We start from the raw sequence: 15,318 nt of genomic DNA, 5'->3' as shown, positions 1-15,318 counted from the left end.
GATCATCATTGCCGCAGCATCATCAGCGGATTGGCACTGTCGGGAACCAGGCGCCACTGCGCATTGTCGTCGGCCTCGAAGCGCCAGGCCTCGCCGCGATCCGACATCAGGATCATCTGGCCATGCTCTAGTCGCCATTGCGTCGGCGCAAAAGCCGTGACGCTGGCATCGCATTTCGGCTTGAGAAACACCTGGAAATTATCGTTGCCGGCGTCGTTGTTGGTGAGGGTGAGGCCGCAGATCGTGTCGCCGTTGCCGCGGACCATCGCCCAGTCACCGATCATCTGATCCATCGACTTTGCCAGCGAACGGGCCGCAGCGAGATTCTGCAGGATGTAGACACCCTCGCCCTGCCGCAGCCCTTCGAAAATACCGGTCTCGACCTCGGTGAAGTCGATCACGGCTTCACCGGTCGCATCCTGCAGCCGCACGATGTCGAGCCCCTTTACGTTCCAGCCCACGATATCCTTGGTGAAGGGTAGCGCCGCGGCGCAATTCGGCTCGAGTTCGAGCTTCAGCCCGCGCGGCGAGGAATCAGGCTTCATCGTCACAACGCAGGTCTTGCTGCGATCGGTGGTCGCAAGCTCCCATTGTCCCACCATCGCCTTCTTCAGGCTGGCGGCATCCTGCGCCGCGACGGGCGCGGCCGCCGCGCAGCCGACCAGCAGCGCGACCGACAACAGGAGATGACGAATCATCAGCGACCTTTCACGGGCGTTTCCGCAACGGGCGTCAGCGGCGGCTTGCCGGCAAACCAGGCCGTCAGATTGTCGACCACGAGCTGATCCATCGCGTTGCGGGTTACGATGGCGGCCGAGCCGATGTGTGGCAGCAGCACGACATTTTGCATGCTCTTCAGTTCGTCCGGAACGTTCGGCTCCTTCTCGAACACATCGAGGCCTGCAGCCAGGATGCCGCCGGACTTCAAGGCCGCGATCAGCGCCTGCTCGTCGATCACAGAACCGCGTGCGACGTTGACGACGACGCCACGCGGACCCAGCGCCTGCAGCACCTCGGCATTGATCATCTTGTTGGTGCCGGCGCCGCCGGGCACGATGACGACCAGCGTGTCCACGGCCTTCGCCATTTCGATCAGGTCCGGATAGTGCTGATAGGCGACGCCGGCCGCCGGCCTGCGCGAGTGATAGACCACCGGCACCTTGGACGCGTCAAGCCGGCGCGCGATCGCCTGGCCGATGCGGCCCATGCCGATCATGCCTACGGTGCGGTCGCGCAGCGAGCCGACGGACAGCGGATAGGGCTGCGTCTGCCACTGGCCGGACCGGACGTAGCGATCGGCCTTGATGAATTCGCGCAAGGTGGCGATGAGCAGGCCAAGCGCGACGTCCGCGACCTCCTCGCTCAGCACGTCGGGGGTGTTGGTGACGATAATCCCGTTCTGGCCGGCATGCGCCGCGGCGATGTTGTCGTAGCCGACGCCGAAGCTCGCGATGATCTCGAGCTCCGGAAAGCGCGCCATGACCGCAGCATCGGCCGCGACCGTATGGAAAGTCATGGCGATGCCGCGGATCGATTCCATGACGCTGGCCGGCAGCCGTTCGAGATCGCCGCGCGTCTCGGCGAAGTGCAGATTGAAATTGTCCGGAAAGCCCTTTTCGAGGATCGGCCGCAGCGGCCCGTAGATCAGCAAATCGATCTTGTCAGACGAAACAGCCGCCATCAGGTGTCCTTTCCAAGCGCGCTTTCATGCCAGCGCCGCAACACGAGGTACGAAAATAACGCCAGCACGGCGTAGATGACAATCCCGGCCACCGACAACAGCAACAGCGCGGCGAACATGCGGGGTATGTTGAGACGATAGCCGGATTCCGCAATGCGATAAGCCAGTCCCGAGCCGGCGCCGGCGCTGCCCGCCGCGATTTCCGCGACCACGGCGCCGATCAGCGACAGGCCGCCGGCAATGCGCAGACCACCGAGGATATAGGGCAACGCCGCGGGCAGCTTCAGATAACGCAAGGTCTGCAGCTTCGAGGCACGATAGAGCTGGAACAGGCCGAGCAGATTGCGATCGACCGACTTCAGGCCCAGCGCCGTGTTCGACAACACCGGAAAGAAGCCGACGATCCAGGCGCAGACGACCACTGCCGTCTGCTGCGGCAGATAGATCAGAAGCAAGGGCGCAATCGCAATGACGGGTGTGACCTGCAGCACGATGGCATAGGGGAACAAAGCGTATTCCAGCCATTTCGACTGGTTGAACACCAGCGCCAGCGCGACGCCGCCGAACGCCGCGGCGACAAAGCCTTCCGCGGTCGTGATCAGCGTGGTGAGCAGCGATTGCGACAGTACGTCCCAATCAGAAAACAGCGTCTCCAGCACCAGCACCGGGCCAGGCAGGACGTAAGGCGGGATGGCGTTGAGTTGCACCACCAGTTCCCACACGCCAAGACCGGCCGCCAGCACCAGCACCGGCAGCACAAGTCTGAGCGCCGGCCGCGTTTCCGGTCGCGCAGGGACGGAAACTTTCTGGCGACCCGACGTGCTCACAGGGCCGACGCTCCCGCATAGGCCGGCGCCAGCGCATCCGACACGCGGCGGCAATAATCGGCATAGGCGATCGAGGTCCGGAACGCTTCGCCACGCGGCTCTTCGGTCTCGACGCGGATCTCCGCGCTCAAGCGCCCTGGTCGCGCCGTCATCACCAGCACGCGTTGGGAGAGATAGACGGACTCGAAAACCGAATGAGTGACGAAGATGACGGTCATGCGCAAGCTGCGCCACAGCTCCAACAGATCGTTGTTGAGGCGGAAGCGGGTGATCTCGTCGAGCGCCGCGAACGGCTCGTCCATCAGGAGGATGTCCGGGCTCGTCACCAGCGCGCGCGCCAGCGATACCCGCATCTTCATGCCGCCGGACAGTTCACGCGGAAAGCGCTCGGCAAAATCGGACAGGCCGACCTGCGCCAGCGCCGCATCGATCTTGGTTTGCGCCTCGGCCGCAGGTATGTGCGCCAGCTTCAGCGGCAATCCGACATTCTCACGCACGCTGGTCCAGGGCATCAGGGTCGGCTCCTGGAACACGAAGCCGATGCGGTGATCCGAGCGCGACACGCCTGTGCTCTGCGCCACGGCAATACTGCCGCTGGTCGGCGCAGCCAGCCCGGCGATCAATCGCAGCACTGTCGACTTGCCGCAGCCTGAGGGCCCAAGCAGCGAAATGAACTCGCCCCGCGCGACATCAAGGTCGAGCGGTCCCACCGCCGTCACGCCGCTGTCATAGATCTTGGTGACGCCATCGAGCGTCACGGCCGCATCGGGCGCAGCACTGGACAGATCGGACAAAACGGAATCGACCATGTCTGGTTCGGCTTCTTGCGCCCGTCAGTTCTTCGGCCGCAGATCAAGTCCGACGCCCTTGTTCACAAAGCGCAGCGTATAGGACTTGCGATAGTCGATACTGGGCTTGACCACGCCGGCCCGCACCATCTTGTCGAAGAAGCTGGTGACGCGCTCGTCGCTCATCGCGCCGATTCCATCGCGCAAGGAATCTCCGGAATCGACGATCCCATATTCCTTCATCTTGGCCACCGAATAGGCCAGGAGATCGTCGGTCATCTCGGGGTTGAGCTTCTTGATCATCGCATTCCCAGCGGAATTGTCGCCGTAGATATAATGATACCAGCCGACGATCGAGGCGTCGACGAAGCGCTGCACCAGATCAGGCTTCTTCTCGATCAGGTCGCGGCGGGTCTCGATCAGGGTCGAATAGGTATTGAAACCGTAGTCGGCGAGCAGGATCACGCCGGGCTTGAAGCCGGCGGCGCGCTCGACCGCGAACGGCTCGGACGTCACATAGCCCTGCATCGCGCTTTGCGGCGTGGCGACGAAGGGCTGGGAGTTGAACGTGTAGGGACGGACATTCTTTTCGGAGAAGCCGTATTCGCTCTTGAGCCATTGATAATAGCTCGAGATCCCCTCCTTGGAGACGAACAGGGTCAGCGGCTTCAGGTCTTCGAGCTTGGCGACCTTCTGCTCCGGGTGGGTCAGGAACACCTGCGGATCCTTCTGGAACATCGCCGCGACCGACACGACGGGCACGTTGTTGGCGACCGCATCGAACGACATCAGCGTGTTCGCGGCCATGAAGAAATCGAGCTTGCCCGCGATCAAAAGCATGCGATTGTTATCGTTAGGCCCACCCGGCACGATGGTGACGTCGAGCCCATATTGCTTGTAGGTGCCGTCGGCGAGCGCCTGGAAGAAGCCGCCATGCTCGGCTTCGGCCACCCAATTGGTGCCGAACGACACCTTGTCGAGCGTCTGGGCGCTCGCAGGCGCAAACGCGACGGTAACGGCCAGCCAAGCCGCCGTTAACATTCGCAACAGAAGCGCCTGCGTCATGATTGGACTCCCGCTCATTCTGGCCCATGATGGTTGGAGAGATTACTAACCCGACCTCCGGCCGAAAGAAACCACGCTTGCGATGACCATCCCGCCCCGCGACTGGACCTCCATTTGCTGGCCCGAGCTCGACACGTCCGATGCAGGCGGCTGGATCGCCGTGCTGCCGCTGGCGGCCACCGAGCAGCATGGGCCGCATCTGCCTCTCGGCACCGATGTGCTGATTGCGGAGGCCTATCTCGCTGCGGTCCGCGCGCTCCTGCCCGACCATCTGCCGGTGACATTTCTGCCGGTGCAGCCGATCGGGATTTCGACCGAGCATGTCGATTTCCCGGGTACGCTGACCTTGCCGACTGAGGTCGCGCTGAAAAGCTGGTTCGCCATCAGCGAAAGCGTGGCGCGGGCCGGCATCAGGAAGCTCGTGATCGTCACCAGCCATGGTGGCAACAGCGCCGCGATGACCCTGGTGGCGCAGGATCTCCGTGCCACCTTCGGCATGCTTGTCGTCACCACGTCGTGGTCGCGCTTCGGCACGCCGGGCGGCCTGTTTGCCGAGGACGAATTGCGCCACGGCATTCATGGCGGTGCGGTCGAAACCTCGATCATGCTGGCGCGCTACCCGGATCTTGTGCGCATGGACGCGGCAGCCAATTTTGCATCCGCAGGCGCCGAGATGGAATCCCGCTATCGCTGGCTGTCGACGCAACGGCCGGCGCCGCTGGCGTGGCAGACACAGGATCTCAATGCGAGCGGTGCCGTAGGCGACGCGACGCAAGCAAGCGCTGAGAAGGGCGAGCGGCTGATCGCCCACGGCGCACATGCGTTCTGCGAGCTGCTCGAGGACGTCGATAAATTCGACGTGAAGACGCTCGGCAATGGCCCTGGCGCGCGTCGCTGAATCGATCATAACGCTCTGCGCGTTAACGCTATTTTAGTAGCGCGTAGCTCTCCGAAACATCGATTCGAACCGCTTTCGAAAAGGCCCCGTCCAACTTGGCAAGCGGCCACGACAGGCCGCCGCAAATCCAAGAGGAGCCTTCACCGTGTCCATCAAGACCAAGCTTGCCGCCATTACCCTTGCTGCGCTCGCCGTCACCGGGAGCATCGCCGCGACCGCCACGCCCGCCGAAGCCCATGGCTTCCATCATCACTGGGGCTGGGGCGTCGGGGCCGGCCTGATTGGCGCGGCTGTCGTCGGCAGCGCGATCGCCGCCGAAGATGGCTACTACTACACCGGCTACCGCCACTGCCGCTGGGTGCCGCAGTATGATGCGTTCGGCCGCTACATCGGCCGGGTCCGCGCCTGCGCCTACTGAGCCGCATCCGCTCCGCTGACGCATGCGCTGGCATGCGTGCGAGAACCGATTCAGGCGTTCGATGCGCGCTGCCCCTCATCCGCGCAAGCGCGTGTCGCACCAACCCGCCCGGTCCCATCCCAACCGGGCGGGTTCAGTTTATGCGGCTATGGCATGAGCGCCATGTTGCACGGACGTCACAGAACCATGCCAACCACGCACCTGCGGCGTTCTGCGTGTTGAACTTGCGAATTATTCGCAATAACAGTTTCAAGCGCGCGTGGCGTGGTGCTGGGATCGGATGTGCATATCCGGCAGAGAAACGAGCGGGACTCGTTTTCCTGGTGACAGGGTACGGGCAAATCAGCTGTGACTGAAATCGCTATTTTAATGCCCGCCCTGATGCATCGCTTGGACCAGTCCGCTCAATGATCCGTTGGCCCACAAGGGACTTCACCATGGCTTGTGCCGCGCTCGGCACAATCATGCTGGCGGATTCGGCGCTTGCCGCCGATCTGCCGCTGAAGGCCAGAGCAGCGGCGCTCAAGACCGCCTATGACTGGACCGGCTTCTATGTCGGCGGTCAATTCGGCTATGGCGGCGGCAGACTCGGGGCAGGTAGCAATCCCATTCCCTTGCAGGGCGCGCTGCTTCCGCACAGCACGACCGGCCTGATCGGCGGCTATCAGGTCGGCTACAATCATGAGCTGGCCAATCGGATTGTCCTTGGTGTCGAAGCGGACGCGACATTCCCGAGCCCGATCGACCAAACCGCGGTTGCGCGGTTCGCGCCGACCCCGTTCAACACGACCATCGATTACGTCGGTACGCTGCGCGGCCGCCTCGGCTACGCTTTCGACCGCTGGATGCCTTATGTGACCGGCGGCTTCGCCTGGGGCCACCCGCATGTCGACATCAACGACGGCAGTGGCGCGGTCGTCTCACACTATCAAGCCGGCTGGACGGCAGGTGTCGGCCTCGAATTCGCGGTGAGCGGCAATTGGACCGCCAAGCTCGAATATGACTATGTCGACCTGGCGCGCCGCAGCTATGATCTCTCGGGCTTCCGCCTGGCGCCGGTCACGGTCGACCCGCAGCTGCACCTCGTCAAGCTCGGCCTGAACTATCAATTCGGTGACAGCCTTTGGTCGCCGAAGGCTTCCACGACCCCCAAGCTGCCAGAGTCCGACAACTGGAACGTCCACGCACAGACGACCTTCCTGCCGCAGGGTTATCCCAGCTTCTCATCGCCCTATAGCGGCGCGAACAGCCTGCCCGGCCGCGGCCAGGTGCAGGCGACCTGGACCACGACCGCGTTCGTCGGCGCGCGGCTCTGGGACGGCGGCGAGTTCTATTTGAACCCGGAGCTAGCGCAGGGTTTCGGCCTCAACGGAACGCTCGGCATTGCCGGCTTCCCCAATGGCGAGGCGCAGAAGGCCGGAGCGGCCTATCCGCGCATCCGCGCGCAGCGCTATTACTTCAAGCAGACCTTCGGCCTCGGTGGCGAGCAGGAGGAGGTCGCCGATGGTCCCAATCAGCTGCCCGGCAAGCGCGACATCGACCGCGTGACCGTGATCGTCGGCCGCTTTGCCGTCGGTGATTTCTTCGACAACAACGCCTATGCCCACGACCCGCGCGCCGATTTCATGAACTGGGCGCTGTGGGAATCTGCCGCCTATGACTTCCCGGCCGATCTGCCGGGCTATACCCGCGGCGCCGTGGTCGAGCTCAACCGCAAGGACTGGGCGATCCGCGGCGCCGTGCTGCAGGTGCCGACACAGCCGAACAGCGACAAGCTCAGCCTCAAGGGCGGCGGCGCCGTCGTGGAGTTCGAGGAGCGCCACAACATCTTCAGCCAGCCCGGCAAACTGCGCATCGGTGCGTTCGGCAATCAGGGCATCACCGGCAACTATCGCCAGGCGCTGGCGATCGAGGCGGCCGACCCGACGCTCGACATCAACAACGTCATGGCGAGCATCCGTCACGTCAATCCGAAATACGGCTTCTACGCCAATCTCGAGCAGCAGGTCGTTCCAGATGTCGGCGTGTTCGCGCGGCTGAGCTGGAACGACGGCCAGAACGAGATCCTGTCATTCACCGATATCGATCGCAGCGCCTCCGGCGGCGTCTCGATCAAGGGCAGCTTCTGGGGCCGCGCGAACGATACGGTCGGCATCGGCGGCGCCGTCAACGGGCTGTCATCGGCGCATCGCGACTTCCTCGCCGCCGGCGGCACCGGACTGCTGATCGGCGATGGCCGGCTCAATTATCGGCCTGAGCAGATTTTCGAGGCCTATTACGCCTATCAGGTCACCAAGAACTTCACCGCCACGGCCGACTACCAGTTCATCGCCAACCCCGCCTACAACGCCGATCGCGGGCCGGTGTCGATCTTCTCCGCCCGCCTGCACGCGGAATTCTGATCCGATCGCGACTTGGCCGCGGATGAGCCAGCCCGCGCAGTCTTCGGTCCCGGGCATTTGGGAGCGAAGCGGCGTCTGCGATCTTATATAAGGGAGCTCGTATCCATTCCTGCCCTCCGGCGCAACACAGGCCCATATGCTCTCGGTTGAACTTGCGATCGTCCTCGTCCTGATCGTTGTAAACGGCCTGCTGTCGATGTCGGAGCTGGCGATCGTCTCATCGCGCCCGGCGCGGCTGGCCCTGCTGGCCGAAAAAGGCGTCGGAGGTGCGCGCAGCGCGCTCGCGCTGGCCTCCGACCCCGGCAAGTTCCTGTCCACTGTCCAGATCGGCATCACGCTGGTCGGCGTGCTCTCGGGCGCTTTTTCGGGAGCGACGCTCGGCCAGCGCCTGACGCAATGGCTGCTGGATCTCGGCCTCTCGCCTTCGATTGCCGACTTCGCCGGGGTCGGCCTCGTCGTGACCGCAATCACCTATGCGACGTTGATCGTCGGCGAACTGGTGCCGAAGCAGCTCGCGTTGCGCGACCCCGAAGCCGTGGCTGTCAAGGTCGCGCCTTCGATGCAGCTGCTCGCGAAGATCTCGCTGCCGCTGGTCATGCTGCTCGATATCTCCGGCAAACTGATCCTCCGCCTGCTGGGCCGGGGCGGCGACGCCGAAGGCAAGGTGTCGGAAGAAGAGATCCATCACCTGGTGCGGGAGGCGGAAACTGCTGGTGTGCTCGAGCCCGGCGAGAAGGAGATGATTGCCGGCGTGATGCGGCTTGGCGACCGCCCCGTGGGCGCGATCATGACGCCGCGCCCCGAAGTCGACGTCATCGATCTCAACGACGATCCCAAGGCGATCCGCGAGCTACTGGCGAAAAGCCCGCATTCGCGGCTGCCGGTCTCCGACGGCGAACGCGATCGCCCGATCGGCGTGCTGCAGGCCAAGGATTTGCTCGCCGCCTATCTGCGCGACGAAACACCCGATCTGCGCAGCCTGGTGCGCGAGGTGCCGATCATTCCTTCCAGCGTCGATGCCCGTGACGTGATCGCGATCCTGAAGGGCTCGCCGGTGCATATGGGACTGGTGCATGACGAATACGGTGCGTTCGAAGGTGTCGTGAGCGCGGCCGACATTCTGGAATCGATCGTCGGCGCGTTCACCTCCGAAGCGGGACCACCGGAACCCGCCTATGTCCGCCGCGCCGACGACTCCTATTTGATCTCGGGCTGGATGCCGCTCGACGAATTCGCCGACCTGCTGTCGATCGAGATCCCGCCGCATCGCTTCTATCACACCGTGGCCGGCCTCGTGCTGCAGCATTTCGGCAGCGTTCCAGACGTTGGACAGAGCTTCGATCTCAATGGCTGGCGCTTCGAGATCGTCGACCTCGACGGCCGCCGCATCGACAAGATCCTGGCGATGCGGCTGGCGCAGGACGAGGACGCCGGACCGGCGGGCTGAAGCGCGCGCCGCGCCTACTCCGCCGGCTCGACCTTCAGCACGCCGCGCCGGATCTGATCCTCCTCGATCGATTCAAACAGCGCCTTGAAATTGCCCTCGCCGAAGCCGTCGTCGCCCTTGCGCTGGATGAACTCGAAGAAGATCGGCCCGATCGCGTTTGCCGAGAAGATCTGCAGGAGCACCTTGGTGTGGCCGCCGTCCACCACGCCTTCGCCGTCGATCAGGATGCCATTCTTCTGCAGGCGCGCGAGATCCTCGCCATGCTTCGGCAGACGCGCGTCGATCTTCTCGAAATAAGTATCGGGCGGTGACGGCATGAACGGCAGGCCGGCTGCGCGCAGATCTTCGACCGTGCCATAGATATCACGCGCACCACAGGCGATGTGCTGGATGCCCTCGCCGTGGTAGAGCTTCAGATATTCCTCGATCTGCCCGGAATCGCCGGCATCCTCGTTGATCGGAATCCGGATCTTGCCGTCAGGACTGGTCAGCGCGCGCGAGAACAGGCCGGACGCGCGGCCCTCGATGTCGAAGAAACGGATCTGGCGGAAGTTGAACAGCTTCTCATAGAAGCCCGCCCACACATCCATGCGGCCGCGATGCACGTTGTGAGTGAGGTGATCGATATAATAGAGGCCTGATCCCGCTGGCTGCGGGTTGCGCGCGCCGAGCCAGTCGAATTCGAGATCGTAAGCCGAGCCCTTGGCGCCGTAGCGATCGACGAAATACAAGAGGCTTCCACCGATGCCCTTGATGGCGGGCACGTCGAGCGTCTTCTGACGAGACGGCAGATCGGCCGGCTCGGCGCCGAGCGAGATCGCGCGCGCATAGGTTGCCTCAGCGTCGACCACCCGGAACGCCATCGACGGCGCGCATGGACCGTGTTCGGCGACGAAGCTATGGCCGTGGCTCCCCGGCTCCTCGTTGACGAGGTAGTTGATATCGCCCTGGCGGTAGAGCGTGATCGCCTTGGTCTTGTGCAGCGCGACCGCGGAAAATCCCATCAGCGCGAACAGCGCGTGCAGCTTTTCCGGCTCCGGATGCGCATACTCGACGAACTCGAATCCATCCGTGCCCATCGGATTGTCGGCTGAGACGGTGGCGGGCGGCGCATCATGCGGAAACGGACCCATCGGCGATTCTCCCAGATCATGTCCGTCGATCCTCGCTCATGCGGCCTGCACGGGGCATGCAAATGATTGCCATTTCCGGCCGGATGTGCACGATCCGTGCATCGAATATGGATTTCATGCATGATTTCAGTCGACGCCTTCGACCTCAAGATCCTGGCCGCCCTGCAGGACGACGGCCGCCTCACCAACCAGGAGCTGGCCGACATCGCCGGCCTCTCCGCCTCGCAATGCTCGCGACGGCGGATGCGGCTGGAGGAGGAGGGCGTGATTGCGGGCTACCGTGCCGAGCTCGCCGGCGCTGCGCTCGGCTTCGAGCTGATCGCCTTCATCCAGATCACGCTGGCTACGCATTCGCCCGACAATGCCAAGAAATTCCGCGCACTGGTCACCCGCGTCGAAGAGATCCAGGAAGCCTATGCGCTCACAGGGGACGCGGATTACCTGCTCAAGGCCGTGCTGCGCGACCTCAAGAGCCTGTCGGACATCGTCAACAATGTGCTGATGCCGCATCAGAGCGTGGCGCATGTGCGCTCATCGATCGTGCTCGACCGGCTGAAGGAAAGCGCGAAACTGCCGCTGCGGTCGATCGCGCGTTGACCGCGCGCATCCGCGGCAAGCTACTTCCTTCGTCATTCCGGGCTCACTCGCTTCGCGAGTGCCCCGGAATGAAGCGTCTATTGGCGTTTATTCTGCCGCCAGAATCGTCCCCTCGACCTTGCCGAAGCCGATGCGATAACCGCTGCCTTGGCACCAGCCGCGAATGGCGAGCGAGTCGCCATCCTCCAGGAAGGAGCGCTTAACACCGTCCGCAAGCTCGACCGGCTCCGTTCCGTTCCAGCTCAGCTCCAGCAGGCTCCCACGCTGATGCGTCTCGGGACCGGAAATCGTGCCGGACCCCAGGAGATCACCAACGCTCATCGCGCATCCGGATGAGGCATGGTGCATCAGCTGCTGGACACTCGACCAGTACATGTATTTGAAATTTGTCCGGGAGATCGTCTGCGCTGCATCCGCGCCATGCGCACGCAACGACACATCGAGCTCGATGTCGTAGTTCTGGACGCCCTTCTGCTGCAGATAAGCCAGCGGCACCGGCTGCTGCTCCGGACCCCGCACGCGAAACGGCTCCAGCGCCTCTCGGGTGACGACCCACGGGCTGATCGACGTCGCAAAGGCCTTGGCCTGGAATGGCCCGAGCGGCACATACTCCCATTGCTGGATATCGCGCGCGCTCCAGTCGTTGAGCAGCACGAAACCGAAGATCATGGTCTCGGCCTGCGCCTCGGTCAGCATCTCGCCCATTGCCGAGGGTTGACCGATGACGACGCCCATCTCCAGCTCGAAGTCGAGCCGCTGACACGGACCGAAGCTCGGCGTGTCCACATTCAGCGGCTTCAATTGACCGCGCGGCCGCCGCACCTCGGTGCCCGACACCACAACGGTCGAGGCGCGGCCGTTATAACCGATCGGCATGTGCAGCCAGTTCGGCTGCAGCGCATTGTCCTTGCCGCGGAACATGACGCCGACATTGGTGGCGTGCTCTTTCGATGAGTAGAAGTCGGTGTAACCTGCGACGCGAAACGGGAGGTGCAGCGTCACGTCGGCCCGCGGCAGCAGCGCGCGGCTGCGCAGCGCCTTGTTGTCGCGGAGCTCCGGATTGTCATGGCGCAACAGCTCACTGATGCGGGCGCGGGTCTTCGACCAGATGTGTGGTCCGAGCGCCATGAAGGTGTTGAGCGAGGCTTGCGCGAACACCTCGTAGGCCAGTGCGAGATCGAGCAAGCCCTCGCTTTCGAGCACGGCGAGGTCGACGACGACATCGCCGATCGCGACGCCGACACGGAGTTGCGGCGAATCGGTTGCGGAGAACACACCATAAGGCAGGTTCTGGATCGGAAAGTCGGAAGCCGGATCGACCGGGATGAAGGAGCGGAGCGAGGGATCGTTGGGGTGGGGCAATATCTTTATCCTATCGACACTCTCTCCTCCGTCATTCCGGGATGGCCCGACAGGGCCAGGCCCGGAATCCATACTCACGATTGTGGTTATGGATTCCGGGGCTCGCCGCGGACGCGGCGCCCCGGAATGACGGCGAGAGTTCTAATTACGGCCTATTCGGATCGAACCGCTTCTCCAGGCCGTTCCAGCAGTCGGCATAATCCTGCTGCATCGTCCCTGACTCCGCGGCGTGCTTGGTGATCCGTTGCGGAAAGCGCGTCTCGAACATGAAGGCCATGGTGCCCGTCAGCTTGACCGGCTTGAGTTCGCCATTGCTGGCATGGTCGAACGCCTCGCGATCCGGCCCATGCGGCAGCATGCAATTGTGCAGGCTCATGCCGCCAGGCACGAAGCCCTGCGGCTTGGCGTCATAGACGCCGTAGATGAGGCCCATGAACTCCGACATGATGTTCATGTGGTACCAGGGCGGACGGAAGGTATTGTCCGCCACCATCCAGCGCTCCGGGAAGATGACGAAGTCGATGTTGGCCGTACCCGCCGTCTCCGATGGCGAGGTCAGCACGGTGAAGATCGACGGATCGGGATGATCGAAGCCGATCGCGCCGACCGGCGAGAAGGTGCGCAGATCATATTTGTACGGTGCATAGTTGCCGTGCCAGGCCACCACGTCGATCGGCGAATAGGGCAGGTCAGTCTTGAACAGCGCCCCGCCCCATTTGACGTAGAGCTCGGTCGGCGTGTCCTTGTCCTCATAGGACGCCACGGGTGTCAGGAAGTCGCGCGCGTTGGCGAGGCAATTGGCCCCGATCGGTCCGCGCTCCGGCAGAGTGAAGGCGCCACCATAGTTCTCACAGAGATAGCCGCGTGCCGGGCCTGATGCTAGTTCGACTCTGAACTTGACCCCGCGCGGGATCACCACGATCTCGCCCGGCTCGGCGTCGATGCGGCCGAACTCGGTGACGAACAGGAGATTGCCCTGCTGCAGGACGAACATCATCTCGCCGTCAGCATTGTAGAAATGCTGATCAACCATCGATTTGGTGATGAGATAGATATGTGCGGCCATGCCGGCTTGCGTGGCTGCGTCGCCGGCGGTGGTCATGGTCTGCACGCCCTGCAGGAAGGTCACCTCGCCAGAAGGAAGCGGCGTCGGATCCCAGCGCAGCTGCTGCACCGTGATTTCCTGCTCATGACAGGGCGCGGTGCGCCACAGCCCGGCATCGACGCGGGCGAAGCGGCCGGAGTGCTTCACCGACGGACGGATGCGATAGAGCCAGGAGCGCTCATTGGAGCCGCGCGGCGCCGTGAAGGGCGAGCCGGACAGCTGCTCGGCATAGAGGCCATAGGCGCAGCGTTGCGGGGAGTTTCGGCCGATTGGCAGCGCGCCGGGCAATGCCTCGGTCTCGAACGAATTACGAAATCCGGACATGTAGCCCGGCGTGACCTGCGACGAAGCCCGGTTCAGTCTGTCAGGCGCGGTGTTGATGTTCATGATGCTTCTCCTTGCAGGCGGGCCCACATCTCGCGATCGCGCTCCGCCGTCCAGATCACGGGCTCGTCGATGCCGCTGGCCTCGTCATAGGCGCGCGACACGTTGAACGGCAGGCAGTGCTCGTAGATCGCGAAGCTCGAAAATTTCGGATCCATCACCTCGCGCGTCGCGGCCATCGACTCCTTCAGGCTGTGTCCCTTGGCCACCGACATCTCCGCGGCGCCATAGAGCGAGCCGACGAAGTCGCGCGTCATCGCGATCGCCTCGCGCACGGTGGAGGTGCCCTTGAGCGCATCGCCGCGGCCCGGCGCGATCGCCTTCGGATTGAACGACAGGATCTCGTTCAAGGTCGACGGCCATTCGCGAAGATACGCGTCGCCGCAATAGCAGGCCGAGTGGTATTCGATCAGGTCGCCCGAGAACATCACCTCGGCATCCGGGACCCAGGCGACGATGTCACCCGACGTATGCCCGGCGCCGATCTGGATCAGCTGAACCTCGCGCTTGCCGAGATAGATCGACATCTCGCCTTCGAAGGTCAGGGTCGGCCAGGTCAGGCCGGGGATGCTTTGGGCGTCCTGGAACAGGCGGGGAAACCGGCCATATTCGGAATCCCAGTCCTGCTGGCCACGCTCGACGATCAACCGATGCGTCTCCTGCGAGGCGACAATGCCTTGCGCGTGATAGGCCGAAGCGCCGAGCACGCGGACCGCGTGATAATGCGACAGCACGACATATTTGATCGGCTTGTCGGTCACGGCCTTGACGCGCTCGATCACCTTGTTCGCCATCGCCGGCGTTGCCTGCGCGTCGAACACGATGCAGCCGTCGTCGCCAACGATGACGGCCGAGTTCGGATCGCCTTCGGCGGTGAAGGCGTAGAGATCGGGACCGATCTCGGAGAAGGTGACCTTTTTCTCCGCGAGGTCCCCAGTTGACGCAAAACCTTTCGCCATCGTGCATTCCCTATTTTTGCAGGCCTGAAGCAGCCGTCTGCTGCTGATGAGCTTCCATCATGCGCCGTTTGGCGAGCGCAATCGCGTCGCGCAACACATCGATGTCGCCGACGTGATTGGCGAGGATGAGCACCAGCGCCGCGTCGAGATCGGCGCTCTCGAGGTCCGACAGCCCGCGATGCGCTTCCACGATGGCGCGAAAGGCATCGTCGGGCTTGCTGAAATTCGAACTGGTCGACAGCGTCATGGCAC

The 15,318-nt window shown here is 63.5% G+C and carries 15 protein-coding genes; 5 read left to right on the top strand and 10 right to left on the bottom strand.

What is annotated here, in order from left to right; translation table 11 throughout:
• Positions 1-5 precede the first annotated feature (5 nt).
• The 5 genes from ACQR1W_RS04860 to ACQR1W_RS04840 form a co-directional block, all read right to left on the bottom strand.
• The gene (locus ACQR1W_RS04860; protein WP_050886429.1) at positions 6-698 is read right to left on the bottom strand and encodes an AprI/Inh family metalloprotease inhibitor; all 693 of its coding nucleotides are present in this window, start codon (positions 696-698) and stop codon (positions 6-8) included.
• Positions 698-1,681 (bottom strand): 2-hydroxyacid dehydrogenase, encoded by a 984-nt coding sequence (locus tag ACQR1W_RS04855; RefSeq protein ID WP_434849761.1) that lies wholly within the window; start codon positions 1,679-1,681, stop codon positions 698-700. Before ACQR1W_RS04855 ends, ACQR1W_RS04860 begins: the two co-directional genes overlap by 1 nt.
• Positions 1,681-2,439 carry an ABC transporter permease gene (locus tag ACQR1W_RS04850; protein ID WP_434850424.1) on the bottom strand — a complete coding sequence of 253 codons (759 nt, stop codon included), beginning with the start codon at positions 2,437-2,439 and terminating at the stop codon, positions 1,681-1,683. Before ACQR1W_RS04850 ends, ACQR1W_RS04855 begins: the two co-directional genes overlap by 1 nt.
• 65 nt (positions 2,440-2,504) lie before the next feature.
• The gene (locus tag ACQR1W_RS04845; protein ID WP_434849760.1) at positions 2,505-3,317 is read right to left on the bottom strand and encodes an ABC transporter ATP-binding protein; all 813 of its coding nucleotides are present in this window, start codon (positions 3,315-3,317) and stop codon (positions 2,505-2,507) included.
• A 24-nt stretch (positions 3,318-3,341) separates the two neighbouring features.
• Entirely contained in the window at positions 3,342-4,361 is a 1,020-nt protein-coding gene (locus ACQR1W_RS04840; protein WP_434849759.1) for an ABC transporter substrate-binding protein, read from the bottom strand.
• A gap of 82 nt (positions 4,362-4,443) precedes the next feature.
• On the opposite strand from ACQR1W_RS04840, the gene ACQR1W_RS04835 reads away from it, so the two are divergent.
• The 4 genes from ACQR1W_RS04835 to ACQR1W_RS04820 all read left to right on the top strand — a co-directional run bounded on the left by ACQR1W_RS04835 (position 4,444) and on the right by ACQR1W_RS04820 (position 9,526).
• A complete protein-coding gene (locus ACQR1W_RS04835) occupies positions 4,444-5,259 on the top strand; it encodes a creatininase family protein (RefSeq protein ID WP_434849758.1) in 816 nt (271 codons plus the stop codon).
• Positions 5,260-5,404: 145 nt separating this feature from the next.
• Positions 5,405-5,677: a hypothetical protein gene (locus ACQR1W_RS04830; protein ID WP_434849757.1), complete on the top strand. Its 273-nt coding sequence runs from the start codon at positions 5,405-5,407 to the stop codon at positions 5,675-5,677.
• Between the two features lie 437 nt (positions 5,678-6,114).
• Positions 6,115-8,079 (top strand): carbohydrate porin, encoded by a 1,965-nt coding sequence (locus ACQR1W_RS04825; RefSeq protein WP_434849756.1) that lies wholly within the window; start codon positions 6,115-6,117, stop codon positions 8,077-8,079.
• A gap of 136 nt (positions 8,080-8,215) precedes the next feature.
• Positions 8,216-9,526 carry a hemolysin family protein gene (locus tag ACQR1W_RS04820; protein WP_434849755.1) on the top strand — a complete coding sequence of 437 codons (1,311 nt, stop codon included), beginning with the start codon at positions 8,216-8,218 and terminating at the stop codon, positions 9,524-9,526.
• A gap of 14 nt (positions 9,527-9,540) precedes the next feature.
• On the opposite strand, the gene hppD is transcribed toward ACQR1W_RS04820, so the two are convergent.
• A complete protein-coding gene (hppD, locus tag ACQR1W_RS04815) occupies positions 9,541-10,659 on the bottom strand; it encodes a 4-hydroxyphenylpyruvate dioxygenase (protein ID WP_434849754.1) in 1,119 nt (372 codons plus the stop codon).
• Positions 10,660-10,779: 120 nt separating this feature from the next.
• Between hppD and ACQR1W_RS04810 the strand changes: the two genes are divergently transcribed.
• Entirely contained in the window at positions 10,780-11,256 is a 477-nt protein-coding gene (locus ACQR1W_RS04810) for an Lrp/AsnC family transcriptional regulator (protein WP_434849753.1), read from the top strand.
• Positions 11,257-11,343: 87 nt separating this feature from the next.
• Here the strand turns inward: ACQR1W_RS04810 and fahA are convergent, their stop codons facing one another.
• From fahA to ACQR1W_RS04790, 4 genes are all read right to left on the bottom strand, one after another.
• The gene (fahA, locus tag ACQR1W_RS04805; RefSeq protein WP_434849752.1) at positions 11,344-12,618 is read right to left on the bottom strand and encodes a fumarylacetoacetase; all 1,275 of its coding nucleotides are present in this window, start codon (positions 12,616-12,618) and stop codon (positions 11,344-11,346) included.
• A gap of 145 nt (positions 12,619-12,763) precedes the next feature.
• Positions 12,764-14,110, bottom strand: a complete 1,347-nt coding sequence (hmgA, locus tag ACQR1W_RS04800; RefSeq protein ID WP_434849751.1) for a homogentisate 1,2-dioxygenase — start codon at positions 14,108-14,110, stop codon at positions 12,764-12,766.
• Entirely contained in the window at positions 14,107-15,066 is a 960-nt protein-coding gene (locus tag ACQR1W_RS04795; RefSeq protein WP_434849750.1) for an MBL fold metallo-hydrolase, read from the bottom strand. Before ACQR1W_RS04795 ends, hmgA begins: the two co-directional genes overlap by 4 nt.
• A 10-nt stretch (positions 15,067-15,076) precedes the next feature.
• Complete coding sequence (locus tag ACQR1W_RS04790) at positions 15,077-15,313, bottom strand: DUF2783 domain-containing protein (protein WP_434849749.1); 237 nt, start codon at positions 15,311-15,313, stop codon at positions 15,077-15,079.
• Positions 15,314-15,318 lie beyond the last annotated feature (5 nt).

The sequence above is a fragment of the Bradyrhizobium sp. HKCCYLS1011 genome, assembly GCF_051167795.1.
Taxonomy (GTDB): Bacteria; Pseudomonadota; Alphaproteobacteria; order Rhizobiales; family Xanthobacteraceae; genus Bradyrhizobium.
This window is presented reverse-complemented; position numbering and strand designations above follow the sequence as displayed.